We start from the raw sequence: 25,224 nt of genomic DNA, 5'->3' as shown, positions 1-25,224 counted from the left end.
CCTCGCCGAAACTCCAATGTCGGCCGGACTTTTCCAGAGACAATTTTGATGGTAATTTCAAATGGATACCGCAGATTGCGACGATATGGCCACAGTGCATTTCGCCCCGAAGTCGCGGTTGAAGGGGCATAGGCCGGCAATGGATCGTCACCCTGAGATGGGCGCGGCAGTCGCGGCGAACTCCTGGTTGCCCCTGCGCGCCTTGAGCGGCTGGACGACAAAAGACCTCAACGGCGACCTAGCGGCAGGCATCACGCTCGCGGCGATCGCCATTCCCGAACAGATGGCGACGGCGCGCCTCGGCGGTTTCGCGCCGGAGATCGGCTTTTTCACTTTCGTCGCCGGCTCGGTCGCCTTCGCGCTGCTCGGCGCCAACCGCCAGTTGTCGGCGGGCGCGGATTCGACGATCACGCCTCTGTTCGCCGGCGGCCTGGCGCTGATCGCCACCGCCGGCTCGCCGCATTACCTGGCGCTGGCTGCCATGCTGGCGCTGATGGTGGGGCTGCTGGTGGCGCTCAGCGGCATTTTCCGTCTCGGCTGGATTGCCGATCTCCTGTCCGTGCCGGTCACGACCGGTTTCCTCGCCGGCATTTCCGTCCATATCATCGTCTCGCAACTGCCCTCCTTGCTCGGCCTGCCGGCCGAAAGCGGCGAGACGGTGCGGCGCGCTGGCGAGATCGCCGCCAATCTCCACCTCACCAATCCCTGGAGCCTGGCAATCGGCCTCGGCGTCTTCGCCATCGTCTTCGCCGCCGGACAGGTCAGCGCGCGGATCCCGGCGGCGTTGATCGGCATGGTCCTGGCGACGCTTGGCTTTGTCGCCTTCGACTTGAAGAGCAGGGGCGTCGAGGTGCTCGGCGCCTTGCCGAACGGCTTGCCGGTCCCCGGCATGCCGACCGCCGACTTCCACGACGCGCAGGCCCTTATCCCGCTGGCATTGCTGATCGCCATCGTCGTCATGGTGCAGACGGCGGCCACCAGCCGCTCCTTCCCGCCGCGGGATGGCGAAGCGCCCGACGTCAACCGCGATTTCGTCGGCGTCGGCGCGGGCAGCATCCTGGCCGGCCTGTTCGGCGCCTTTGCCGTCAACGCCAGCCCGCCGCGCACGGCCATCGTTGCCCAGACAGGCGGCCGCTCGCAGCTTTCGGGCCTGATCGCGGCGGCCATCGTGCTTGCGCTCGGCGCTTTCGGCGGCAGCCTGCTTGCCAATGTGCCGCAGGCTGCGCTTGCCGGCGTGCTGATGTTCGTGGCCCAGCACATCCTGCGCTGGCAGGTCTTCGCCAAGGTCTGGCGCCAGGCGCCGGTCGAGTTCGCGCTGATCCTGATCACCATGATCGCGATCGTCGTCCTGCCGATCGAAACCGGCGTCGCGATCGGCATCGGCCTGTCGCTGCTGCACGGCATCTGGGGCTCGACGCGCACCGAGCCGATCGAGCTGGCGCAGGTGCCGGGCACCTCGGTCTGGTGGCCGCCGAGCAGTTCCAGCCCGGGTGAACAGCATCCTGGCGTGCTGGTGGCGGCGTTCCAGGCGCCGCTTTCCTTCGTCAACGCCGACCGTTTCAAGCGCGGCCTCGCCGACCTGATCGACGCCAGGAGAGACGACGTGAAGCTGGTGGTGCTGGAGGCCAGCAACATCGTCGAGATCGACTACACCGCCGCCCAGGCGCTGATCGACACCATCCGCCATTGTCGCGACAAAGGCGCGGTCTTTGCTATCGCGCGCATGGAATCGCTGCGCGCCCAGGCGGCGCTCAAGCGGTTCGGCATCGCTGAAATCGTCGGCACAGAGCGGATATTCCACAGCGTCGACGCGGCGATCAAAACACTTGGTCCGGGGAAACCGCAGCAGCAAGAACAGGATAGCGCGCCATGATCGACCCCCGAGAGCCCATCGTCACTCCGGTCCCCGTCGAGGACCTAAGGCCGACGCAGATCACGGTCGGCATGAGGGAAGTTGCGTTGAAGCGCCAGATGATCCGGGCGCAGGACGCCAAGAGGAAGACCGGCGTCTTTGTGGGCAGGCACATGGTGCCGGTGGTGCTCGGTCCGAAAAACCGCTACTACGTCACCGATCACCATCATCTCGCCCGCGCCCTGCTCGAGGAAGGCGTCAAGGACGTGCTCGTGACCGTGATCAGCGACCTCTCCGCGCTCGACAAGGACGCGTTTTTCTTCGTGCTCGACAATCGCGGCTGGATGCACCCGTTCGACGAGAACGGCCGGCGCCGCGATTACTCGGCCATTCCAAAGACCATTGGCGAGCTGGTCGACGATCCTTACCGGAGCATGGCGGGCGAACTGCGCCGTCAGGGCGGCTTCGCCAAGGACACGACGCCGTTCAGCGAATTCATCTGGGCTGATTTTTTGCGCCGGCGCATCGACCAGGATGCGGTTGCCAAGAACTTCGACAAGGCGATGAAGCAGGCGCTGATTCTGGCCAAGGGCAAGGATGCGGATTACCTGCCCGGATGGTGCGGTCCGACCGACGATTGAAGGCAAAACCTACCGGGCGCCGGTCAGCTTGGCTCTGTAACTGCCCGGCGTCTCCCCCATCTGGCGCCGGAACCGGCGATTGAAGGTCGACAGGTCGTTGAAGCCTGCATCGAAAGCGATCGTCGAGACCGACGCGTCCGAGCTAGCCAGGCGCACCGCGGCGCGGTGCAGCCTGATCTTCAGCAGGAACTGATAGGGCGTCATGCCGGCAACCTGCCGGAAAATGCGCAGGAAATGATACGGGCTGGTCGCCGTGCCGTCGGCGAGCTCGGCCAGCGAGAGCGGCCGTTCGGCGTTGAGCTCGATCAGCCGCACCGCTTCGGCAACCCGTTTCTGGTCGCGGCGGCTGGGTGCCCGTGCCGTTCCGGAAGGACCGGCGGCAGCCGCGACCACCGCGCCGGCAATGCGCAGGCCGAGTTCCTCGAACGCCTCGTTGTCGCCCCTTTCCCGCGCAGCCTCCGCCTCTGCCAGCACCGGAGTCAGCGACGGCAAAGGCGGCAGGCGCGGATCGGCGAAGCCCAGGCGCTTCGCGCCCGGCAGTTCGGCCACGACGCGCTCTAGATAGGCCGGTGAAAAATGGAAGGAAAGGCAGCGGTCGCCGGCGCCGTGCTCATGCCCGCATTCATAGCAGGCGCCAGGATTTCCAAGCAGGATGGCGCCTGGCGCCAGCATCGCGGTACCCTGGCTCGTGCGATAGCGGAACGTGCCATTGGTCACCGCGGCGACGCAGAAGGCGCGATGCTCCTCCTCGAACGGCCTGTCGCCGGCGGCGGCGGTACAGATCACGTCGGACACCTGCCAACCAGGTCCCGAAGCAACGGTTTTATCAGTCGTCGCCATCACCGAAAGATAGCAATTTTTCCCAAGCGCAGAACCCCGCAATGCCGTTACTGCTCGCCCTCTCCTGACAAACGAGGCAGCAGCCATGATCGATTCTTTTGCCGAAGCCCTGCACAGCGGTAGCCCCAATCCGGATCTCGCCGAAAAGCTGAAGCTCTACGGCCGCTTCATCGGCGCCTGGACGTTCGATGCCACACGCATCCTGGATGACGGGACCAGACTGACGGGCCGCGGCGAGGTGCATTTCGGCTGGGTCCTGGAAGGCAGGGCGGTACAGGACGTATGGATCCTGCCCGCGCGCGACGCCGGTGCCCAAAACTCGCTCGGGCCGTGGACCTTCTACGGCACGACATTGCGCGTCTACGACCCCGGCGCCGACGCCTGGCACATCTTCTGGAGCGACCCGCGCAACCAATACTACAGCCGGCAGCTCGGCCGCGCCGAGGGCGACACGATCGTCCAGGTCGGTGCCGACGGCACCGGCGCGTCGGTGCGCTGGAGCTTTGCACGCATCACCGAAAACTCGTTCCGCTGGCTCGGCGAGCGCTCCCACGACGGCGGCGCGACCTGGCGCATGGAGGTCGAGTTTCTGGCGCGGCGCGTGAATGAAGCTCGATAGCGATCGAAAAGCCGCGATCCTTCGCGCCCCCCCTGCCCTGCCGGGCATCTCCCCCACTTGCGGCTAGGGCATGCACACTTTGGTGATGGCGTGCATGGCAGCTTGGCGCATGCATTTCTTCTGCCGCGCTGGTCGACCCCCACTCCGTCTCGGCTTCGCCGAGCCACCTCTCCCCCGATCGACGGGGTAGAGGAAAGGCGCCAAGCTTTTTTTGCCATCAACGCTCGTCCAGCAACGCTCCCTTCCTTTCCCTCCGGAGGGGGGAAAGGTGGCGCTGCGAAGCAGCGACGGATTGGGGGAACCACGCGGCAATCAAGCCTCGGCCTGATCAGTCACGCCAGTCACGAAAGATGTGCATAGCGTAGCCACTTTGGGGCAGATTGGCAGCTTTGGCGACGGCGAGGAGGGCGCTGTCCCGCCTGCTTTCACAGCTTCGCGCACCCATTTCCCCTCCCGGCTGTTTCCAGCGCCCGGGCTTTGCTCTACCAATTGCAGAGGCTGGGCTTCGCCTGGCGGGAGGGGACCAGCGATGCCGAGTTTCGACAGCCTGTTCAACGCCTTCGTCACCATCCTGGTGACCATCGACCCGCCGGGACTGGCGCCGCTCTTCCTCGCCGTCACGCGCGGCATGAACCGCGAGGAGCGCCAGCAGGTCTCGGTTCGCGCCTCGGTGATCGGCTTCCTGGTCATGGCGCTGTTTGCGATCGCCGGCGCCTCGATCCTGTCGGTGTTCGGCATCACGCTGCCGGCCTTCCGCGTCGCCGGCGGTTTTCTCCTGTTCTTCATCGCCTTCGAAATGGTGTTCGAGCGCCGCCAGGACCGCAAGGAGAAGATCGGCGACGTCGCCATCACCAAGGACATGATCCACAACATCGCCGCCTTCCCGCTGGCGATCCCACTGATCGCCGGCCCCGGCGCCATCTCGGCAACCGTGCTCTTATCGGGGCATTTTGACGGCTTTGCCGCCCAGGCAGCCCTGGTCGGCATCATCTTCCTCTGCCTCGTCATCACCTATCTTGTGTTCGTGCTGTCGGAACGCATCGACCGCATCCTCGGCCAGACCGGCCGCTCGATCCTGACCAGGCTGCTGGGCGTGATCCTGGCGGCGCTCGCCGTGCAATTCGTGGCGGACGGCGTCAGAGCGCTGATGGCCGCTTGAGCGACACCCCTACTGCCTTACTTGGCCCCCGTCTCGATCACTTCGAAATCATGCGTAAGCGTCGCGGTCTTGGCCATCATGGCGCTAGCCGAGCAATATTTCTCGATCGAGAGGTTGATCGCCCGTTTCACCTTGTCGTGCGACAGGGCTCTGCCCTTGACGATGAAATGCATGTGGATGCGGGTGAACACTTTCGGGTCGGTCTCGGCCCGATCGGCGTCGAGTTCCACGACACAATCCTCGATCGCCTCGCGGCCTTTCTCGAGGATGTGCACGACATCATAGGCCGAGCAGCCGCCGGTGCCGATCAGCACCAGTTCCATCGGACTCGGTCCAGGCGTCTTGCCATCCGGCCCATGCGCGGTGCCAAGCACGACCTTATGGCCGGTGCCGGACTCGCCGACAAAAGTGCGTTCCTCAACCCATTTGACGCGTGCTTTCACGATGATCTTCCTTACGGGGTTACTGGCCGAGCACCACGGCGTGCATAATTCGCCCCGGCAGCAGCGTGAAGACGCCCGCGCCGATCAAAGCGAAGAAATAGAGCGAGATCATCACCTTGCGGTGCTTCGCCACACGGTGGTTGCGCGCATGCCAGACCGCCAGCGGCACGGTGACCAGCACCAGGATCGACAACAGATGGATCGGGCTGAACGGACCGACGAGCCGTATCTGCTGGATCCAGAAGCTCGATATGGCGATGACCAGCATCAGCGCCACCCAGGCATAGCCCAGCACGCGGTGACGCACATTGCCTTTCGGCAGCGCCAGCTGGGCGCCGCCGATGGCTAATGCGGCGAAGGCCGCGAAGGCATGCCATGGAATGGGAGGAGGCGCCGACAGAAGCGGTCCGAGCGACATCGCGCCTTCCCCCTAAACGATCATGTCGAGAGACGCTTAGAACGGGATCTCGTCGTCCAGCTCGCGCGACGAGCCGCCGCCACCGCCGCCCCTGGAACCGCCGCCGCCGCCCCGGCTGAAACCTTCGTTGGGGCCGGACTGGCCGAAATCGGAACCGCGGCTGCTGCCGCCGCCGGAATAGTTGCCGACCTGGCCGCCGCCGCCCTCGCCGCGCGCGTCGAGCATCTGCAATTCACCGCGGAATTTCTGCAGCACGATCTCGGTCGTGTAGCGGTCATTGCCGGTCTGATCCTGCCATTTGCGGGTCTGCAGCTGGCCTTCGACATAGACCTTCATGCCCTTCTTCAAATACTGCTCGGCCACCTTGGCGAGCTGGTCGTTGAAGATCACGACATTGTGCCACTCGGTCTTTTCCTTGCGCTCGCCCGAGTTCTTGTCGCGCCAGCTTTCCGAGGTGGCGACGCGGATGTTGACGACCGGATCGCCGGAATTCAGGCGGCGGATTTCCGGGTCCGCCCCGAGATTGCCGACCAGAATGACCTTGTTGACGCTACCCGCCATCTTACTTCTCCGCGCTCATCCGAAACAAATTTTAAGTCGCTCACCTTACAGCCTTGAGGCCACCCATGCCCGTAAAGGCTGGCTTTTCCCACAAGGTTTTTGTTCTCTTTTCGTTCTAGTCTTGACTGCTACTTCTGTCAAGGATTGTCACCAAGAGGTAATGTTCTTCCATTGAAAACAAAGGGGACATTCGAATGAACATCATCACCCATAAGGATCAGCCGCGGGAAACGTGGCGGGCCGGAGGGGAAACCCGCATGCACATTGCTGCCGCCAATGGCGGGGCCGAGCTCTGCATATTCGAGCAGTGGGTGGAACCGGGAACCGGCGCGCCGACGCATTCGCATACGGTCGAGGAAGTGCTGACGGTGATTGCCGGCGAAGCCGAAATGTGGATCGACGACCGACGGGCCGTGCTCGCCGCGGCACAGTCGCTGATCATTCCCGCGCACCGCAAACATGGCTTTCGAAACGTCGATTCCGGCATGCTTCACATCCATGCCGTGCTTGCCTCGCCGATCTTCGAGGCAAGCTTCGACGGAGCCGCGCAGCCGGTGAAACGCTGGACGCCGTAAAACGGCGCTTGCCAAATCAATAAGTATCGACTTATGCTTTATCCATGATCGAAGCAGAGATTTTCCGAGCCTTGGCCGACCCGACACGACGCGCCGTCTATGAGCGGCTGACAGCCAGCGAGATGAGCGTGAGCGAGCTGCGCGCCGGCATGAGTGTGTCGCAGCCGGCGGTCTCGCAGCATCTTGCCGTGCTGCGCGGCGCCGGCCTGGTGGTCGAGCGGCGCGCCGGCCGCAACGCTTATTACCGCGCCGATCCGCAGGGGCTCGACCCGCTGCTCGGCTGGGTCGAACGCTACCGCGCCTTCTGGCCAGAGCGCATCGAGAAGTTGAAGACGGTTCTGAAGGGAATGGACCAATGACCAAGGTAGAGAACCCGACAGCGACCGAGGCGCCGCTCAGCTTCGAATGCGACCTTCCCGATCCGCCGGAGAAAGTATGGAGGGCGCTGACCGAGCCGGAGCTCCTCGCCGCCTGGATGATGCCGAACGACATCAAGGCGGAAGGCGGCAGCCGCTTCGCCTTTGCCGGACCGGATGCGCCGATAGAATGCGAAGTGCTCGAGGCCGAGCCCGGCAAGCTGCTGCGTTATTCCTGGCGCGAGTGGCCCGGCGCGAAGGACGCGGACCAGCTCCCTGCCTTTGACAGCATCGTCACCTTCACGCTCGCCCGCACCGCCTCCGGAGGCACGCATCTCCGCATCGTCCATGACGGTTTCGTGCCGGTGGCCGAGCCCGTCATTGCCATTGCCGGCGCCGGTTGCAGGCTCTCGCTTTATGCCCGCAAGAACCCGGTCGCGGCCAATGCGCCTTGCATGATGCTGCGCGCCGCCTAATCAAAAGGACTGAGGAAACCCGTCATGAGCATTGCCAATCTGGTGCCGATGGTCATCGAGCAATCGAGCCGCGGCGAACGTTCCTTCGATATCTTTTCGAGGCTGCTGCGCGAGCGCATCGTCTTCATCAACGGCGAGATCAACGACACCGTTTCGGCGCTGGTCTGCGCGCAGCTGCTGTCGCTGGAGTCCGACCATCCCGACAAGGAGATCTCGCTCTACATCAACTCGCCCGGCGGCATGGTGACCAGCGGCTTCGCCATCTACGACACGATGCAATACATCTCCTGTCCGGTGTCGACGGTCTGCATGGGCTTCGCCGCCTCGATGGGCTCCTTCCTGTTGATGGCAGGCACGCCGGGGCGGCGCATTGCGCTGCCCAACACGAGGATCGTGCTGCACCAGCCGCTGGGCGGTTTCCAGGGCCAGGCCTCCGACATCCAGCGCCATGCCGAGGACATCGTGCGCACCAAGCAGCACATGACCGAGCTCTACGCCAGGCATTGCGGCCGGACCTATGAGGAAGTGGAGCGCACGCTCGACCGCGACTATTTCATGAGCGCCGCGGAAGCCAAGGAATGGGGCCTCGTCGACCACGTCTACGACACGCGCAAGAAAGCGGCCTGACATCGCGGGGCGGACGCGCGGCAGCAATTTGATCGCTGCGCGTCTGGCATCGCTCCAGTTGCGTCAATATAGTCCGCGCATGATCAGGTCCGTTCAGCCCAGACATTTATGCGCCACGCTCGCCGCTCTTGCCGCCGCGCTGATGGGCGGCACAGCGCTTGCCGATGACAGCTCGACGCAAAAACTGCCCGGCGTCAGCGACAACTACCGCATCGCCAAGCCGGCGCCGCAGCCCGAGCCGGATGACGCGCAGCCCGCCAGCAGCGACGGCTCGTTCAAGATCGGCAACACCGATGTCAGGATCGGCGGCAGCATCACCGTTGACATGGCGACGGGCGGCACCAGGATTCCGAACCACTGAGCGTTCTCGACCCCTGCCCGTAAGGCTGAACCCACCCCCCAAAATATAAGCCCCATCCCTGCTGAGCAGACGGATGGGGCTTCATGGATCCAAAAATCCAACTTTAGCCGGGAGTGGACTGCCGGCGTTCTGTTTCGGATGCAACGCGGCGTTCGGCCGACGATCCGACTATGGTCTCTGATTGTAGGGAATCGGCAAGTCACGGTTTGTCGGGCTGGCGTTTCAAGTCTGCCCTGGCACTTATGCCCGCCGCGGCTCCATCTCCGTGTGGAGCCTCAAGGGACTGTCCGGTGGCGTCATGCTCCGCTCCTGGGTCCGTTGCGACAATGTCGTTCGAAGCGCTAATCGCTATCACCTGCGGCGTCTCGCAGGTCACCAGTTGGGCGGCGAGGCCATCGAAAGACGGCCGGCTTCGTTGACGCCTTTGAGACTGCCCCCGTGAGTCGCCGACGTCAACCGTTGAATAGCCGGTTACCGAAAAATGTGATCGCCGGGAGGTTACGTACGGGTAAGTCGAGTGGCTCCGTGAATCAACGACGCGGGCATCGGCGGCACCTGTCTTCGCGACGCTTTGGGCGATTGTTTCCACAACGCTTAACGCGACTGTTTCCACAACGCTTTGTCAGGAGCGTGTTCGGCCTTTGTTCTTTCCGCTTGCCCGCTCGCGCGAAAGGCGGTTAAACCCAGGATTGGCTTCTTCCGTCGAGATTGTGGTGTCTCTCGACGTGGCGGCGAAAATACCTACATAGGGGATGGCCGGGACGAACCCGCCCAATCCAGCAAATTCCAGATCTGAGGCGGCGACCGGCGATGGCCGACCATAAATATCTTTCCATTCGCGGGGCGCGCGAACACAATCTCAAGAATATCGATCTCGACCTGCCGCGCGACAGCCTGATCGTCATGACTGGACTGTCGGGGTCCGGCAAGTCGTCGCTCGCCTTCGACACCATCTATGCCGAGGGCCAGCGCCGCTATGTCGAGAGCCTGTCGGCCTATGCCCGGCAGTTCCTGGAGATGATGCAGAAGCCGGACGTCGACCAGATCGACGGCCTGTCGCCCGCCATCTCGATCGAGCAGAAGACCACCTCGCGCAACCCGCGCTCCACGGTCGGCACCGTCACCGAAATCTACGACTACATGCGCCTGCTCTTCGCGCGTGTCGGCATCCCCTATTCACCGGCCACCGGTCTGCCTATCGAGAGCCAGACCGTCAGCCAGATGGTCGACCGCGTGCTGGCGTTGGACGAAGGCACGCGTCTCTATCTGCTGGCGCCGATCGTGCGCGGCCGCAAGGGCGAATACCGCAAGGAACTGCTTGAGTTGCAGAAGAAGGGATTCCAGCGCGTCAAGGTCGACGGCGTCTTCTATGAGATCGCCGACGTGCCGGCGCTGGACAAGAAGTACAAGCACGACATCGACGTCGTCGTCGACCGCATCGTCGTGCGCGGCGATCTGGCGACCAGGCTTGCGGACTCGATGGAAACCGCGCTGAAGCTCGCCGACGGCTTGGCCGTGGCCGAGTTCGCCGACCGGCCGCTCGACGCCAGCCTGACCGGCGAGGACTCGGTCAACAAGTCCAAGAACGAGACGCATGAGCGCATCCTGTTCTCGGAAAAATTCGCCTGCCCGGTGTCCGGCTTCACCATTCCCGAGATCGAGCCCAGGCTGTTCTCCTTCAACAACCCGTTCGGCGCCTGCCCGACCTGCGATGGCCTCGGCAGCCAGCGCGCCATCGACCCCAACCTCGTCGTGCCGGACGAGAACGTCTCGCTGCGCGACGGCGCCATCAGCCCGTGGGCGAGGTCGACATCGCCCTATTACGCGCAGACGCTCGAAGCGTTGGGCAAGGCCTATGGCTTCAAGCTCGGCGACAAGTTCAAGGATCTGAGCGCACAGGCGAAAGAAGCCGTGCTGCACGGCACCGGCGAGCGCGAGATCACCTTCCAGTATGACGACGGCCTGCGCTCCTACAAGACCACCAAGACCTTCGAGGGCGTGATCCCCAATCTCGACCGGCGCTGGAAGGAAACGGAATCGGCCTGGATGCGCGAGGAGATCGAGCGCTTCATGTCGGCCACCCCCTGCCCCGCCTGCAACGGCTACCGGCTGAAGCCGGAGGCGCTGGCGGTGAAGATCGCGGGAAAACACATCGGCGAAGTGACCGAGCTGTCGATCCGCAAGGCCGACCATTGGTTCACCGACCTGCCGGCGCAGCTGAACGAGAAGCAGAACGAGATCGCGGTGCGCGTGCTCAAGGAGATCCGCGAGCGGCTGCGCTTCCTCAACGATGTCGGCCTCGACTATCTGACGCTGTCGCGCAACTCCGGCACGTTGTCGGGCGGCGAGAGCCAGCGCATCCGGCTCGCCTCGCAGATCGGCTCCGGCCTCACCGGCGTGCTCTATGTGCTGGACGAGCCGTCGATCGGCCTGCACCAGCGCGACAATGCGCGCCTGCTGGACACGCTCAAGCACCTGCGTGACATCGGCAACACGGTGATCGTCGTCGAGCATGACGAGGATGCGATCCTGCATGCCGATTATGTCCTCGACATCGGTCCGGCTGCCGGCATCCATGGCGGCCGCATCATCGCCCAGGGCACGCCGCAGCAGATCATGGCGACACCCGCCTCGATCACCGGCAAGTACCTGTCGGGCGAACTCGAAGTGGCGACGCCAGCGGTGCGCCGCGAGGCGAAGAAGAACCGGCGCATCAAGGTGGTCGGCGCGCGCGGCAACAATCTGAAGAACGTCACTGCGGAAATCCCGCTCGGCACCTTCACGGCTGTCACCGGCGTGTCGGGCGGCGGCAAGTCGACCTTCCTGATCGAGACGCTGTTCAAGGCGGCCTCGCGCAGGATAATGGGCTCGCGTGAGCATCCGGCCGAGCACGACCGCATCGAGGGGCTGGAATTCCTCGACAAGGTCATCGACATCGACCAGTCGCCGATCGGCCGTACGCCGCGCTCCAACCCGGCGACCTATACCGGCGCCTTCACGCCGATCCGCGACTGGTTCGCCGGGCTCCCTGAGGCCAAGGCGCGCGGCTACCAGCCGGGCCGCTTCTCCTTCAACGTCAAGGGCGGCCGCTGCGAAGCCTGCCAGGGCGACGGCGTGATCAAGATCGAGATGCACTTCCTGCCGGACGTCTACGTCACATGCGACGTCTGCCACGGCAAGCGCTACAACCGCGAAACGCTGGACGTGCTTTTCAAGGGCAAGTCGATCGCCGACGTGCTCGACATGACGGTCGAGGAAGGCGTCGAGTTCTTCTCGGCGGTGCCCGGTGTGCGCGACAAGCTGGAGACGCTGAAGCAGGTCGGCCTCGGCTATATCCATATCGGCCAGCAGGCGACGACTTTGTCGGGCGGCGAGGCGCAGCGCATCAAGCTCGCCAAGGAACTGTCGCGCAAGGCGACAGGCAAGACGCTCTACATCCTCGACGAGCCGACCACCGGCCTCCACTTCCACGATGTGGCGAAGCTGCTCGAAGTGCTGCATGAGCTGGTCGACCAGGGCAACACGGTGGTGGTCATCGAGCACAATCTCGAGGTGATCAAGACCGCCGACTGGGTTCTCGATCTCGGTCCCGAAGGCGGCGACGGCGGCGGCGAGCTGGTAGCCTCGGGCACGCCGGAAGCGATCGTGCGCGAGAAGCGCAGCTACACCGGCCAGTTCCTGAAGGAGCTTCTGGAGCGCCGGCCCGGGGGTAAGCGCGAAGCGGCGGAGTGATGGCAGGTAACGGCCTGATCTCCATCGAAAGCCGCTTCGATGCCGTCGCGGCCATGGCTGCCGGTATGAAAAAGGCTGTCGCGGCCGCGGCCGGAGCGGGCCAATCATGAGACTTGCCCGCCCCGAAGACCTCGCCGCCGTCGTTGCGCTGACCACGGATGCCTATGCGCCTTACACGCCCATCTTCGGTGGGCCGCCGATCCCTGTGACCCAAGACTACGCGCCGCGTATCGATCGCGGCGAGATCTGGCTTCTGGAAGAAGGCGCCGAACTGGCCGGATTGATCGTTCTCGAACGTCATCCCGACCACGCGATGATCTTCAGCGTCGCCGTCGCGCCGGCCTTCCAGGGCAAAAAACTCGGCATCAAATTGCTGAACTTCGCCGACGAGCAGGCGCGGTCATGGGGCGTGCCGGAGGTGCGGCTCTACACCAATGCGCGCATGGAGCGGAACATCGCGCTCTATTCCGCCTGCGGCTATCGCGAAACGGGTCGCCGCGCCAATCCGTACCGGCCAGGATGGACGCTGGTCGACATGGTGAAGCCGGTCGACCGAGTGGCCTGATCGCAGTTCAAACGGAGGAGGAAAACGATGACTGTCCAAGGAAAAATCCGCGCCGGCATGGGCGGCTGGACTTTCGAGCCCTGGGACACTTCCTTCTATCCGGAGAAGCTCGCCAAGGCCAAGCAGCTGCACTACGCCAGCCGCCAGGTGCCGAGCATCGAGGTCAACGGCACCTACTATTCCAGTTTCAAGGAACCGACCTTCGTCAAATGGGCCAGCGAGGCGCCGGAGGGCTTCGTCTTCTCGCTCAAGGGCAACCGCTTCGTCACCAACCGCCGCGTGCTCGGCGAAGCCGGTGAATCGATGATGCGCTTCCTCGGCTCCGGCGTTGCCGCGCTCGGCGAGAAACTCGGGCCGATCTTGTGGCAGTTCGCGCCGACCAAGAAATTCGATGCCGACTATTTCGAGGCGTTCCTCAAACTTCTGCCCGAGAAGCAGGACGGTGTGCCGCTGCGCCATGCTCTGGAGGTCCGCCACGACAGCTTCATCGTGCCGGAATTCCCGGCGCTCGCCCGAAAATACAATGCCGCGATCGTCTATGCCGACCATGCCAAATATCCGGCGATCGCCGACGTCACCGGCGACTTCGTCTATGCGCGGCTTCAGACCGGCAGCGACGACAACCCCGACTGCTACACGCCGAAAGGCCTCGACGAATGGGCGGGCCGCGTGAAGACCTGGGCCCAAGGCAAGCAGCCTGCCGACCTGCCGCGCGCCGACCCGAAGGCCGATGCGCCGGTCAAGCCGCGCGACGTGTTCGCCTACTTCATCACCGAAGGCAAGGTGCGCGCGCCCTTCGGCGCCATGGCGCTGATGAAGCGGGTGACAGCCTAAAGCGCGTCGCGATCCTTCGGATTCGCTCCATGCGCTTTAGGTCTTTGATTTTACGCATGTATTTATCCCGAAACCGGGTTTCCGGGAGACATGCTTTAGAGCTGCAGCCCTCCACAGCGGCCGTAGTTCAAACGCCAGAGTTTTGTTCGGCGCGCCATGCGACGCTAATCGGCCGTCGGCTTGTCGGAACCTGCCGGCCGTCTTGTCCGTTCTGTCTCAGCGGCTGACCGCGGGAGACCGCTGCGAAGTCGCAACAGCTGCTGAAGGTCGGAACTGGACGCAGCCACCTCGCGAAACGCTTGCCAAGTCCCGCAGCGTCGGAAAGGAGCGAGGAAAGATGATCGTCATCCTCGGTGCCTTGCTTACCATCGCAGGCGTCGTGTACATGGCAGGCGCCACTCTGAGGCGCGGACGACTGAGTGATCCAGCACCTCGTCCGGCGCCGAACTTGGCAACATCGGGCCCGACTTTGGAGCCGCGACGGCGCGGGCTCGGTTTCCTCGGCCTGTCGCAGAATTGGCCGGGTCTGGTGATGATGGCGATCGGCCTTATCCTGCTATTGTCGGTAATGATCCTATAACGCAGGAATCCTCGCATCTTCGCGGCGATCGTAACGTAATCGATACTTCCTTGCTCCACTAATGGTACCTACGTCAGGTTGCAGAAGCCCGGCGCCGGCAAGGACGCGTGCATGCTGCTCGACTACAATTCATTGCTTCTGGCCGTAGGCTTCTCCGCCGCTTGCCTCAGCCTCACCCTGTTTGGAACCTGGCTGGCCGCCCGTTCCGACAAGTTCCTTTTGACCTGGGCGATCAGCGTGCTGGTCGTGGGGTGCGAAGTGTTTGCCTACGACGCCTATATCAAGGCGCCAGGAACGGCCCTTGGCGTGCTGACGCTGGCGGTGCTGCTGCTGGGCTTCTCGGTCATGCTGGGCGCTGCCCATCAATTCAGGACCAGGCGCTCGCCCGTGCCGCTTACAGCGCTTGGCACCGGCATTTCCTATGCTCTCGCGCTGCCGCCCATGGCGCTCGGCTATGACGGTCTGGGCTTCATGCTGGAAAACGCTCTGGCCGCGCTGCTCCTGTTCGGCACCGCGTATGAATATTGGCGGGGCCGCGCCGAGGCGCCCGTCCATCTCATTGGCGTGTCGCTGCTCTATTCACTGACCGCGGCATCCTTCGTGCTGTGCGCGGCCGTGCTGGCGTGGGATCGCAAACTGGTTCTCGGTCACGCGCCGAGCAATTGGGCGGAGGATCTGAGCCTCGTCATCGTGATCGCCTCCATGACCGGTATCGGCGCATTGTCGTTGGCGCTCAACCAGGGTCGGCTCGCCCGCCACCATCAGCGCGAGGCGCAAACCGATGCCTTGACCGGCCTTCTCAACCGCCGCGCTTTGTTCGACCTGCACGGCAGGATGCCCGTCAACGCCTTCACCGCTGTGGTGGTGTTCGACCTCGACGGCTTCAAGGCGATCAATGACGAGTTCGGTCATGCCGCCGGGGACGAGCTGCTCAAGGTCTTTGCCGAGGTGCTTTCCGCCGATCTGCGCTCCACCGACTCCGTCGCCCGCATGGGCGGCGAGGAATTCGCCATGGTTCTGAAACGCACCCTGCCCGAGACAGCCGAAGCGGCAGCCGAACGTGTCAGGGCCTCGCTCGCGGCGCGCATTGTTCAGACCGAGGCCGGGCCGTTGCGCTGCACGGTCAGCGCCGGCTTCGCCTTCGGCAGCAGCGAGGGCATGAGCTTCGACAAAGTGCTCAGCGCCGCCGATAAGGCGCTCTATGCCGCCAAGCGCGCCGGCCGCAATCGTGTCCTGGACTTCCGCCTCGCCGGGTGACCTTTTCCGGCCGCCTGCTCACTCTCAGTGATGGGCAATCACGTCGTTGAAGGCATCAAGGTCGACGTAAAAAACCTTGGTCATTTCGCCGATCAAATCATCCTCGTCATAGCCTTGCGACATCAGGATGTTGATCGCGGTCATGATATCGACGCGCTCCGTGAGGCGCCGCTTCTGATAGTCCTCGACAAAACGTTCCATCGCCATCCCCTGGCAAGATTCTTCTTGGACGCATTGACCGACAATCACTGCGGGGAAAGCTAGGCCGACTTCCTTGCGTGGAACTTGCGGGCGGAGTTCGCGCGCCTTCCCCCTCATTCGCGACTGGCACGGAAAGCGGCCGACTCACCAAGGCCAAGAAAAGACTAGCATGCGGCGTTCGCCGCGCCAGAGTTGGGCAGGGGCGCGCGGGAGAAATATTAAGCTTACTATCGGTTCGCGGTGTCGGTCGAAGTCGAGCAGCTATTTTAAACTGTCAGGAACTTCCGCACATCCGCCCGGTCGAGATCCTCGGCCGGGCCCGTATGCACGATCTGGCCGCGATCCATGATGTTGACCTCGTCGGCAAGCTCACGGCAGAAGTCGAGATATTGCTCGACCAGAAGCACGGCGATCCCCGCCTGGTCGCGCAGATAGCGGATGGCGCGGCCGATATCCTTGATGATCGACGGCTGGATGCCTTCGGTCGGCTCGTCGAGCACCAGCAGCTTGGGTCGCATCACCAGCGCGCGGCCGATGGCGAGCTGTTGCTGCTGGCCGCCGGACAGGTCGCCGCCGCGGCGGCCAAGCATCTGCTTCAGCACCGGAAACAGCTCGAAGACATGGGCCGGGATGTTGCGGTCTGCGCGCCTGAGCGGCGCGAAACCGGATTCCAGGTTCTCGCGCACCGTCAGCAGGGGAAAAACCTCCCTGCCCTGCGGCACGAATGCGATGCCCGACCGGGCGCGGTCATACGCCGCGCTCCGGTCGAGCGCCTTCCCCTCGAAGGCAACGCTTCCGCTCGTCAGCCGGTGGTGGCCGACGATCGATCTCATCAAACTGGTCTTGCCGACGCCGTTGCGGCCGAGCACGCAAGTGATCTTGCCGGCGCCCGCCTTCAGCGAGACACCGCGCAGCGCCTGGGCGGCGCCATAGTGAAGTGTGGCGTTGGAGACTTCGAGCACGGTCAGCCCCTTCTCCAGCGCTTCAGGAAGGCGAAATCGAAACGGTAGAACGGAACCCGCCAGACCATGCTCAGCGCCCCAGATAGACTTCGACGACGCGCTCGTCCGCCGAGACGAAGTCGAGCGTGCCTTCCGAGAGCACCGAGCCCTCATGCAGGCAGGTGACCTTGACGCCGAGCTCGCGCACGAAATGCATGTCGTGCTCGACGACCACCACCGAATGGTCACGGGCGATGTCCTTGAGCAGCCGAGCGGTCTCCTCTGTTTCTGCATCGGTCATGCCGGCGACCGGCTCGTCGACGAGCAAGAGTTTCGGGTCCTGCGCGAGCAGCATGCCGATCTCCAGCCATTGCTTCTGGCCGTGGCTCAGATTGGCGGCGAGCTCGTCGCGCTTGTCGCCGAGACGGATGATGCCGAGTATGTCGTCGATGCGTCGCGCCTCGGCCGCGGAGCGGCGATGGAACAGCGCCGGGAAGATCGAGCGCGGGCCCTTCAGCGCCAGCATCAGGTTGTCCTCGACGCTGTGGCTCTCGAAGACGGTCGGCTTCTGGAATTTGCGGCCGATGCCCATCATGGCGATCTCGGCTTCGTCATGGCGGGTGAGATCGACCTGGCCGTCGAAGAACACCTCGCCCTCGTCCGGCCGCGTCTTGCCGGTGACGATGTCCATCATCGTCGTCTTGCCGGCGCCATTGGGTCCGATGATCGCCCGCATCTCGCCCTTGTCGAGCACCAGCGACAGATTGTTGATGGCGCGAAAACCGTCGAAGGAGACCGAGACGCCGTCGAGATAGAGGATGGTGTTCGACTTGCTCATGACCGCTCACTCCGCCGGCTGCGGTTCGGGGCCGGTGGCCGACCAGGCGCCTGGCGTCCTTGCCGCCGAGCGAACGATCTTTGGCTCCGGCGCCTGCGGATCGGTGCCGGCCTCCGCCGCAAGCGAAGCCGCACGCAGCGCCTTGGCCTGGCCGCGCCAGGCATCCCACATGCCGACGATGCCCTTGGGTAAGAGCAGCGTGACGGCGACGAACAGCCCGCCCAGCGCGAACAGCCAGAATTCCGGCAGCACGCCGGTGAACCAGGATTTGCCCGCATTGACGAGCAGCGCGCCGATGATCGGGCCGACGATGGTGCCGCGCCCGCCGACGGCGGTCCAGATCACCACCTCGATCGAGTTGGCCGGATCGAATTCGCCGGGATTGATGATGCCGACCTGCGGCACGTAGAGCGCTCCGGCGATGCCGGCCATGATTGCCGAGACGGTGAAGGCGAAGAGCTTGACGTTCTCCGCCCGCCAACCGAGGAAACGGGTACGGCTCTCGGCATCGCGCACAGCCATCAGCAGCTTGCCGTATTTGGAACGCACGATGGCCGCGGTCACGAAGACGGCAAGCGCGAGCGTGATGGCGCTCGCCGCAAACAGCGCCGAGCGCGTCGCGTCCGCCTGCACGCTGAAGCCGAGTATGTCCTTGAAGTCGGTCAGACCGTTGTTGCCGCCGAAGCCCATGTCGTTGCGGAAGAAGGCAAGCAGCAGCGCATAGGTCATCGCCTGGGTGATGATCGACAGATAGACCCCAGTGACGCGGCTGCGGAAGGCGAACCAGCCGAAGACGAAGGCGAGCAGGCCGGGCACGGTCAGCACCATCAGCGCCGCAAACCAGAAATGGTCGAAACCGTACCAGAACCAGGGCAGCTCCTTGTAGTTCAGGAACACCATGAAGTCGGGCAGGATCGGATTGCCGTAGACGCCGCGCGAACCGATCTGGCGCATCAGATACATGCCCATCGCATAGCCGCCGAGCGCGAAGAAGGCGCCGTGGCCGAGCGAAAGGATGCCGCAATAGCCCCAGACCAGGTCGAGCGCGAGGGCCAGAAGCGCGTAGCAGAGATATTTGCCGACCAGCGCCACGATGTAGGGCGGGATATAGAAAGCGCTTTGCGGCGACACCACCAGGTTGAGCAGCGGCACGATGACGGCTGCCGCGAGCAGCGCGACGATCGTAATGGCAATGCGATGGTCGGCGGAAAAGAAGCGCTGCGCGATCATGCTTCCACCGCCCTGCCCTTCAGCGCGAACAGGCCGCGCGGGCGCTTCTGGATGAACAGGATGATCAGCACCAGGACGACGATCTTGCCCAGCACCGCGCCGGCATAGGGCTCGAGGAACTTGTTGACGATGCCGAGCGAGAAGGCGCCGACCAGCGTGCCCCACAGATTGCCGACGCCGCCGAACACCACGACCATGAAGCTGTCGATGATGTAGCCGCGGCCGAGATTAGGCGACACGTTGTCGATCTGGCTGAGCGCCACGCCGGCGATGCCCGCAATGCCGGAGCCCAGCGCGAAGGTCAGCGCGTCGACCCAGGGCGTCTTGATGCCCATCGAGGCGGCCATGCGCCGATTGGCGGTCACGGCGCGCATCTGCAGGCCCCACGGGGTGCGCTTCATGACGTAGAGCAGGACGCCGAACACCGCTAGCGCGAACACCAGGATCCACAGCCGGTTCCAGGTGATCGCGAGCTGGCCGATATCGAACGAGCCGGACATCCAGGACGGGTTGCCGACCTCCTGGTTGGTCGGCCCGAAGATGGTGCGCACCGCTTGCTGCAGGATCAGCGAAACGCCCCAGGTGGCCAGCAGCGTCTCCAGCGGACGGCCATAGAGGAAGCGGATGATGCCGCGCTCGATCGCCAGCCCGACAAGCGCTGCGACCAGGAAGGCGAGCGGCAGCGCGATCACCAGCGACCAGTCGAACAGGCCGGGAAACGAGGTGCGGATCACCTGCTGGACGACGAAAGTGGTGTAGGCGCCGAGCATCACCATTTCGCCGTGCGCCATGTTGATGACGCCCATCACGCCGAAGGTGATGGCGAGCCCGATCGCCGCGAGCAGCAGGACCGAGCCGAGCGAAATGCCGTACCAGATGTTCTGGCCGGCATCCCAAAGCGCCAGCGTCGAATTGATACTCGCGATTGCGGCCGTCGCAGCTTCCTTGACCGCTCCGGAGGCGTTGGCCTCGACGGAGGTGAGGAGCGAGAGCGCGTCGCGGTCGCCCCGCGCCCCGATCAAGGCAATTGCGGCGAGCTTGTCCGCATCGGGCTTGTCCGAAACCAATATGGAAGCGCCACGCGCCTGCTCCAGCAAAGCCTTGACGCTCGCCACGGATTCACTGGCGATCGCTGCGTCGAGCGGCTCGATGTTGGCGGCATCAGGTGTCTTGAACATAGTGTTGGCGGCGGCGATGCGGACAGTCGGATCCTTGGAACCAAGCGTCAACGTGCCCAATGCATCGCGGATAGTGCGGCGCAAGGTGTTGTTGACGCCGATCTGGGTTAAGTCATCTGCGGAAGCCTCGCCCGCTGCCTCGCCGCTCAGCGGGTCGAAAAGCTGGATGCTGTCGCTGCCTTCCTTGCCGACAAACACCATCGAGTCGGCGGCGCGAATGTAAAGATTGCCTTCCGCCAATGCAGCAAGCGGCCGTTCGACAGCCGGATCGCCTGTGGCTGTCAACTCGCGAACGATAACTCCAGTCTCGGAAAAGTCCGCAGCTGTCGCGAATTTGGCGATGATGGCACGCAGATCGGCTTCCGCAGCGCCCGAGGACGACAGCGTCGTCAGCAGGAACAAAAGCGTGAGGCCAATCGCACGAAAGATCTTCATCGGTATTTGGTGACCGTTGAGGGTTTAATGGGCGTCCGGACGGTGGAGGAAACCGTCCGGACGCACGCAGTCTTGGGCTTGGACCTGATGGTCCAGTCCAGGGAGGATCAGTTGGTGCCCTTGCCGCCGCACTTGCCGGCCTTGACGTTGAAGTTGCCGCAGCTGAGCGGCGCGCGCCAATCGGAAATCAGGTCCTTGGAATCGGGCAGGTAGTCGGACCATTCGTCGCCCATCACCAGGCCGGGCGTCTTCGAGACCGTCTGGAACTGGCCATTGGCCTGGATTTCACCGATCAGCACCGGCTTGGTGATGTGGTGGTTCGGCATCATCGTCGAATAGCCGCCGGTCAGGTTCGGCACCGAGACGCCGACCATGGCGTCGATGACCTTGTCCGGATCGGTGGTGCCGGCCTTCTCGACCGCCTTCACCCACATGTTGAAGCCGATATAGTGGGCTTCCATCGGGTCGTTGGTGGTGCGCTTGTTGTTCTTGATGAACTTGTGCCAATCGGCGATGAACTTCTTGTTCTCGGGCGTGTTGACGCTCTCGAAATAGTTCCAGGCGGCGAGATGGCCGACCAGCGGCTTGGTATCGAGACCGGCAAGCTCTTCCTCGCCGACCGAGAAGGCCATGACCGGGATGTCTTCGGCCTTGATACCCTGGTTGCCGAGTTCCTTGTAGAACGGCACGTTGGCATCGCCATTGACGGTCGACACAACCGCCGTCTTCTTGCCGGCCGAGCCGAACTTCTTGATCGCCGAGACCTCGGTCTGCCAGTCGGAAAAGCCGAACGGCGTGTAGTTGACCATGATGTCCTCAGCCGGCACCCCCTTCGACTTCAGATAGGCTTCGAGGATCTTGTTGGTGGTGCGCGGATAGACATAGTCGGTGCCTTCGAGCACCCAGCGCTTCACCGAGCCGCCATCGGCGCTCATCAGGTAGTCGACGGCCGGGATGGCCTGCTGGTTCGGCGCCGCGCCGGTGTAGAAGACGTTGCGCTCGCTCTCCTCGCCCTCATACTGGACGGGATAGAACAGGATGTTGTCGAGTTCCGAGAACACCGGCAGCACCGACTTGCGCGACACCGAGGTCCAGCAGCCGAACACGGCGGCGACCTTGTCCTTGGAAATCAGCTCACGCGCCTTTTCGGCGAAGAGCGGCCAGTTGGACGCCGGGTCGACGACCACGGCTTCCAGTTTCTTGCCGAGCAGGCCGCCCTTGGCGTTCTGCTCGTCGATAAGCATCAGCATAACGTCTTTCAGCGTCGTCTCCGAAATCGCCATGGTCCCCGACAGCGAATGGAGGATACCGACCTTGATCGTGTCTTCCGCCGCCTTGGCGGAAGCCGACGCCAGCAGGCCGGCCGCGACGACGCCCGCCGACAGGATTTTTGTTATTTTCGCGAAGTTACCCCTCATATGACACTCTCCCAAGCGTGATTGTTTGCATCGCAGCATAGACTGTGCAAGTGACGTGCCAGACGGGAATGCGCCCAACGGAATTGCGGGATAACGATGAGATTACAGCCAGTTATATAGTAGCCGGGAAACTTTTCGATCTGCCGCCCCCGCGGCCAGATTGAGAAAAGTTTACGCAGCACTGCCTAGTTTTTGCCCAAATGGTAAAAATGCCTTAAATTTCATCACATAGGCAAAGACTGGCTGATCCGACCTGTTGCGGGCCCGGGGCAAAATGGGGCAAGGTCGCTGCGCAAACGAGCGACGTCATGGCCCTACGAACGATCCTGAGCTTCCTGATTCTCCTGTCCGCCGCCGGCGGCGCGCAAGCCGATTTCACCGACGGCAAGCTGCCCGACGGCGCCTATCACTGCGAGGTCTATCTGCTCGGCCTGTTCCTCGACCTCGGCGTGATCACCATCAAGGGCAACCTCTATAGCGGCCCGGTGACCTTCGGCGCCACGCGGCAAGCCTACGACTACCAGATGAACCCCAATGGCGAGATCACCTGGCTTGGTCCGCTCGGCGGATACACCAGCGGCGGCAATTCGATCTCGATGACTCAGGCGACGCTCGACGACCCTAGCGGCCCCTCCTTCGACATCATCATGAAGCAGCAGGACGGCGCCTTCACGGCCTCGACCTGCACCCAAAGATAGCGGCCGGCTTCACACAAAAAAGGCGCGGAACCCGTTTGGATTCCGCGCCAGCAGGCAGTCGGGAGGACAAACGCAATCCAGGAAAAGTGCTCAGCGGTTTTCCATCCGGAATTGCGTGACAAATACCTGGAGCGGCTCGGCGGTAACGCCGAACCGCTTCAGATAGTCTTGGCCGACATCTGCGCGGCGATGTAGTCGGCCTGGCGGATCGCCAGCGTCACGATGGTCAGCGTCGGGTTCTCCGCCGCGCCGGTGGTGAACTGGCTGCCGTCGGAGAGGAACAGGTTCTTGATGTCGTGCGACTGGCCGTGCTTGTTGACGACGCCGTCTTCCGCCTTCTCGCTCATCCGGTTGGTGCCGAGATTGTGGGTCGAAGGATAAGGCGGCGTCGGGAAAGTCCTGGTCGCGCCGACCGCGGCGTAAAGCGCCTGGCCTTGGCTGTAGGCATGGTTGCGCATTGCCTCGTCGTTCGGATGATCGTCGAAATGGACGTCGGCGATCGGCATGCCGTGCTCGTCCTTCTCATCCTTGTGCAGCGTGATGCGGTTCTCCTCGCGCGGCATGTCCTCGCCGACGATCCACAGGCCCGCCATATGGTCGTAATGGTCGAGCGCCGTGGTGAAGGAACGGCCCCAGCCGCCGGGGTTGAGGAAGGCCGCCATGAACGGCAGGCCGAGCGACAGCGTCTCCATCTCGTAGCCGCCGACGAATCCGCGTGAGGGATCATGCCTCGCCTCGTCGCGGATGATGCCGGCCATGGTGGTGCCGCGATACATGTGCACCGGCTTGTCGAAGATGGCGTAGACCGAGCCGGTGGTGTGGCGCATGTAGTTCTTGCCCACCTGCCCGGACGAGTTGGCGAGCCCGTGCGGGAATTTGGACGATTCCGAATTGAGAAGCAGTCGCGGACTCTCGATCGAATTGCCGGCGACGGCGACGATGCGGGCCTTCTGTTCCTGCAGCTTGCCGTCCTTGTCGGCATAGACGACGCCGGTCACCTTGCCGGAAGCGTCATGGTTGATCTTGATCACCATCGAGTTCGGCCGGACCTCCAGGTGCCCGGTCGCTTCGCCCTTCGGGATCTCGGTGTAGAGCGTCGACCATTTGGCGCCCCATTTGCAGCCCTGGAAGCAGAAGCCGGTCTGCTGGCAGGAGTTGCGGTCGTCGCGCTCCACCGAATTGATGGCCATGTTGCCGGTATGACATTCCTTGTAGCCGAGCTTGTCGGCGCCGGCCTTGAGCACCTTGAAATTGTTGTTGCCGGGCAGCCGCGGCCAGTTGTTGGTGCCGGTGACGCCCATCTTGGCTTCAGCCTTGGCGTAATAGGGCTCCATCTCGGCCAACGTCACCGGCCAGTCGAGGAGATTCGCACCCTTGACCTTGCCGTAAGTCGTTGCCGCCTTGAACTCATGCTCCTGGAAGCGCAGCGAGGCGCCAGCCCAGTGCGTGGTCGAGCCGCCGACCGATTTGACGATCCAGGCCGGCAGGTTCGGGAAATCCTTGGCCACGCGCCAGTCGCCCGACGTGGTGCGCTTGTCCTTCCAGGCAAGCTGGGCGAACGATTCCCACTCGTCGTTGATGAAGTCCTCAAGTTCGTGGCGGGCGCCCGCCTCCAGGATGACGACGTCGATGCCTTTCTGCGCCAGTTCGTTGCCGAGCGTGCCGCCGCCGGCGCCGGAGCCGATGATCACGACCACGCCGTCGTTCTTGAGATCAAATGATGCTGCCATGGTTTCCTCCCATGAAATCTGTCGAAATGCGCTTCAGGGCAGAGCGGCCTACAGCCACTCGATGTCGTTGAAGCCGCGTGCGATGTAGCCGCCCTTGGAATAAGACTCGCCTTCGTAGCCAAAGATCGGCCACAGCTCCTTCTGGTTGTAGAGGCTGACGACGAGACCGCCGCGCACCGCCTGGAAGAACGGCGTCTTCTCGATGCCGGTGAGCAGCGCTACCCGCTGCTCCTCCCAGCCAAGCCCGCGATAGCCGCCCTTGCCGGCCTTCTTGTCGAGGTCGGCGATGCCTTTCTCGATCAGTTCCTTGTGGGCTGGGTCCTTGGCGGCCGTCTCGTCATGACCCTTGACGGCGATGGCGTAATATTTGTCCGGCACCTTGTCATGCGGGTAGATATCGCGCGCCATCTGGATAAGCGTCGCCATCGTCCCGGGCTTCAGCGCCGAGGTTTCGAGACCCCAGGCGTGTTCGGGGCTGATGACGGCGCTGCCCGATATGATGAGCAGCGCGCCGGCGCCGCCGCGCTTGAGAAGCTCGCGCCGCGAAAGCCCGGCTTTCTTCTCGTAGCCCGGTTTCTTCTCGTAGACTGTAACCATGATTTCCTCCCTGCTTGCTGTTCGCACCCTGAAAGAGTGCCTTTGCTGGCGCCGCGCCTCTC

Annotated in this window: 27 protein-coding genes; 15 read left to right on the top strand and 12 right to left on the bottom strand. The window is 63.6% G+C overall.

The annotated features are described in order from the left end of the window. The first annotated feature begins 139 nt into the window (after positions 1-139). A complete protein-coding gene (locus EN862_RS09685) occupies positions 140-1,873 on the top strand; it encodes a SulP family inorganic anion transporter (protein WP_245519533.1) in 1,734 nt (577 codons plus the stop codon). Continuing rightward, positions 1,870-2,493 carry a ParB-like protein gene (locus EN862_RS09680; protein WP_127863855.1) on the top strand — a complete coding sequence of 208 codons (624 nt, stop codon included), beginning with the start codon at positions 1,870-1,872 and terminating at the stop codon, positions 2,491-2,493. The genes EN862_RS09685 and EN862_RS09680 overlap by 4 nt, the downstream gene beginning before the upstream one ends. 9 nt (positions 2,494-2,502) lie before the next feature. Here EN862_RS09680 and EN862_RS09675 read toward each other — a convergent pair whose 3' ends face one another. Then, complete coding sequence (locus tag EN862_RS09675) at positions 2,503-3,333, bottom strand: AraC family transcriptional regulator (RefSeq protein WP_127863854.1); 831 nt, start codon at positions 3,331-3,333, stop codon at positions 2,503-2,505. An 85-nt stretch (positions 3,334-3,418) separates the two neighbouring features. Between EN862_RS09675 and EN862_RS09670 the strand changes: the two genes are divergently transcribed. After that, entirely contained in the window at positions 3,419-3,952 is a 534-nt protein-coding gene (locus tag EN862_RS09670) for a hypothetical protein (RefSeq protein WP_127863853.1), read from the top strand. A gap of 529 nt (positions 3,953-4,481) precedes the next feature. Next, positions 4,482-5,111, top strand: a complete 630-nt coding sequence (locus tag EN862_RS09665) for a MarC family protein (RefSeq protein ID WP_127863852.1) — start codon at positions 4,482-4,484, stop codon at positions 5,109-5,111. A gap of 17 nt (positions 5,112-5,128) precedes the next feature. Here EN862_RS09665 and EN862_RS09660 read toward each other — a convergent pair whose 3' ends face one another. The 3 genes from EN862_RS09660 to EN862_RS09650 are packed head-to-tail and all read right to left on the bottom strand — an operon-like array spanning position 5,129 to position 6,533. Next, positions 5,129-5,554: an OsmC family protein gene (locus EN862_RS09660; protein ID WP_127863851.1), complete on the bottom strand. Its 426-nt coding sequence runs from the start codon at positions 5,552-5,554 to the stop codon at positions 5,129-5,131. A 19-nt stretch (positions 5,555-5,573) separates the two neighbouring features. After that, positions 5,574-5,972 (bottom strand): DUF2306 domain-containing protein, encoded by a 399-nt coding sequence (locus EN862_RS09655; RefSeq protein ID WP_127863850.1) that lies wholly within the window; start codon positions 5,970-5,972, stop codon positions 5,574-5,576. Positions 5,973-6,008: 36 nt separating this feature from the next. Next, positions 6,009-6,533: a single-stranded DNA-binding protein gene (locus tag EN862_RS09650; protein ID WP_127863849.1), complete on the bottom strand. Its 525-nt coding sequence runs from the start codon at positions 6,531-6,533 to the stop codon at positions 6,009-6,011. A 194-nt stretch (positions 6,534-6,727) separates the two neighbouring features. Here EN862_RS09650 and EN862_RS09645 point away from each other — a divergent pair, with 194 nt between their 5' ends. From EN862_RS09645 to EN862_RS09600, 10 genes are all read left to right on the top strand, one after another. Beyond that, complete coding sequence (locus EN862_RS09645) at positions 6,728-7,108, top strand: cupin domain-containing protein (protein ID WP_127863848.1); 381 nt, start codon at positions 6,728-6,730, stop codon at positions 7,106-7,108. Positions 7,109-7,152: 44 nt separating this feature from the next. Next, a complete protein-coding gene (locus EN862_RS09640; RefSeq protein ID WP_127863847.1) occupies positions 7,153-7,467 on the top strand; it encodes a metalloregulator ArsR/SmtB family transcription factor in 315 nt (104 codons plus the stop codon). Continuing rightward, positions 7,464-7,940, top strand: coding sequence for an SRPBCC domain-containing protein (locus EN862_RS09635; RefSeq protein WP_127863846.1), 477 nt, complete (start codon positions 7,464-7,466; stop codon positions 7,938-7,940). Before EN862_RS09640 ends, EN862_RS09635 begins: the two co-directional genes overlap by 4 nt. A gap of 24 nt (positions 7,941-7,964) precedes the next feature. Continuing rightward, positions 7,965-8,567, top strand: coding sequence for an ATP-dependent Clp protease proteolytic subunit (locus tag EN862_RS09630; RefSeq protein WP_127863845.1), 603 nt, complete (start codon positions 7,965-7,967; stop codon positions 8,565-8,567). Positions 8,568-8,646: 79 nt separating this feature from the next. After that, complete coding sequence (locus EN862_RS09625) at positions 8,647-8,928, top strand: hypothetical protein (RefSeq protein ID WP_127863844.1); 282 nt, start codon at positions 8,647-8,649, stop codon at positions 8,926-8,928. An 810-nt stretch (positions 8,929-9,738) separates the two neighbouring features. Next, entirely contained in the window at positions 9,739-12,660 is a 2,922-nt protein-coding gene (gene uvrA, locus EN862_RS09620) for an excinuclease ABC subunit UvrA (RefSeq protein WP_127863843.1), read from the top strand. A gap of 106 nt (positions 12,661-12,766) precedes the next feature. Further along, entirely contained in the window at positions 12,767-13,225 is a 459-nt protein-coding gene (locus EN862_RS09615) for a GNAT family N-acetyltransferase (protein WP_127863842.1), read from the top strand. Positions 13,226-13,252: 27 nt separating this feature from the next. Continuing rightward, a complete protein-coding gene (locus EN862_RS09610; RefSeq protein ID WP_127863841.1) occupies positions 13,253-14,059 on the top strand; it encodes a DUF72 domain-containing protein in 807 nt (268 codons plus the stop codon). A 337-nt stretch (positions 14,060-14,396) separates the two neighbouring features. Beyond that, positions 14,397-14,639, top strand: a complete 243-nt coding sequence (locus tag EN862_RS09605; protein ID WP_127863840.1) for a hypothetical protein — start codon at positions 14,397-14,399, stop codon at positions 14,637-14,639. 111 nt (positions 14,640-14,750) lie between these two features. Continuing rightward, positions 14,751-15,896, top strand: a complete 1,146-nt coding sequence (locus tag EN862_RS09600) for a GGDEF domain-containing protein (RefSeq protein WP_127863839.1) — start codon at positions 14,751-14,753, stop codon at positions 15,894-15,896. A 24-nt stretch (positions 15,897-15,920) separates the two neighbouring features. On the opposite strand, the gene EN862_RS09595 is transcribed toward EN862_RS09600, so the two are convergent. From EN862_RS09595 to urtA, 6 genes are all read right to left on the bottom strand, one after another. Next, the gene (locus tag EN862_RS09595) at positions 15,921-16,097 is read right to left on the bottom strand and encodes a hypothetical protein (RefSeq protein ID WP_095818617.1); all 177 of its coding nucleotides are present in this window, start codon (positions 16,095-16,097) and stop codon (positions 15,921-15,923) included. Positions 16,098-16,363: 266 nt separating this feature from the next. Continuing rightward, positions 16,364-17,059 carry an urea ABC transporter ATP-binding subunit UrtE gene (gene urtE / locus EN862_RS09590; protein WP_041000655.1) on the bottom strand — a complete coding sequence of 232 codons (696 nt, stop codon included), beginning with the start codon at positions 17,057-17,059 and terminating at the stop codon, positions 16,364-16,366. Between the two features lie 70 nt (positions 17,060-17,129). Further along, positions 17,130-17,876 carry an urea ABC transporter ATP-binding protein UrtD gene (gene urtD, locus EN862_RS09585; protein ID WP_127863838.1) on the bottom strand — a complete coding sequence of 249 codons (747 nt, stop codon included), beginning with the start codon at positions 17,874-17,876 and terminating at the stop codon, positions 17,130-17,132. A 6-nt stretch (positions 17,877-17,882) separates the two neighbouring features. Next, positions 17,883-19,106: an urea ABC transporter permease subunit UrtC gene (gene urtC, locus EN862_RS09580; protein WP_127863837.1), complete on the bottom strand. Its 1,224-nt coding sequence runs from the start codon at positions 19,104-19,106 to the stop codon at positions 17,883-17,885. Next, a complete protein-coding gene (urtB, locus tag EN862_RS09575; protein WP_127863836.1) occupies positions 19,103-20,719 on the bottom strand; it encodes an urea ABC transporter permease subunit UrtB in 1,617 nt (538 codons plus the stop codon). Before urtB ends, urtC begins: the two co-directional genes overlap by 4 nt. A gap of 107 nt (positions 20,720-20,826) precedes the next feature. Next, on the bottom strand, positions 20,827-22,137 hold the full coding sequence (urtA, locus tag EN862_RS09570) for an urea ABC transporter substrate-binding protein (RefSeq protein ID WP_127863835.1): 1,311 nt from the start codon (positions 22,135-22,137) through the stop codon (positions 20,827-20,829). Between the two features lie 308 nt (positions 22,138-22,445). Here urtA and EN862_RS09565 point away from each other — a divergent pair, with 308 nt between their 5' ends. Then, on the top strand, positions 22,446-22,835 hold the full coding sequence (locus EN862_RS09565) for a hypothetical protein (protein WP_127863834.1): 390 nt from the start codon (positions 22,446-22,448) through the stop codon (positions 22,833-22,835). A 158-nt stretch (positions 22,836-22,993) separates the two neighbouring features. Here the strand turns inward: EN862_RS09565 and EN862_RS09560 are convergent, their stop codons facing one another. Beyond that, positions 22,994-24,565, bottom strand: coding sequence for a GMC family oxidoreductase (locus tag EN862_RS09560; protein ID WP_127863833.1), 1,572 nt, complete (start codon positions 24,563-24,565; stop codon positions 22,994-22,996). Between the two features lie 48 nt (positions 24,566-24,613). Continuing rightward, positions 24,614-25,162, bottom strand: coding sequence for a gluconate 2-dehydrogenase subunit 3 family protein (locus EN862_RS09555; protein ID WP_127863832.1), 549 nt, complete (start codon positions 25,160-25,162; stop codon positions 24,614-24,616). Positions 25,163-25,224 lie beyond the last annotated feature (62 nt).

The organism is Mesorhizobium sp. M2E.F.Ca.ET.219.01.1.1 (genome assembly GCF_004016445.2).
Lineage (GTDB): Bacteria > Pseudomonadota > Alphaproteobacteria > Rhizobiales > Rhizobiaceae > Mesorhizobium.
The sequence above is the reverse complement of the archived record's forward strand: the minus strand, read 5'-3'. Positions and strand labels throughout refer to the sequence as shown.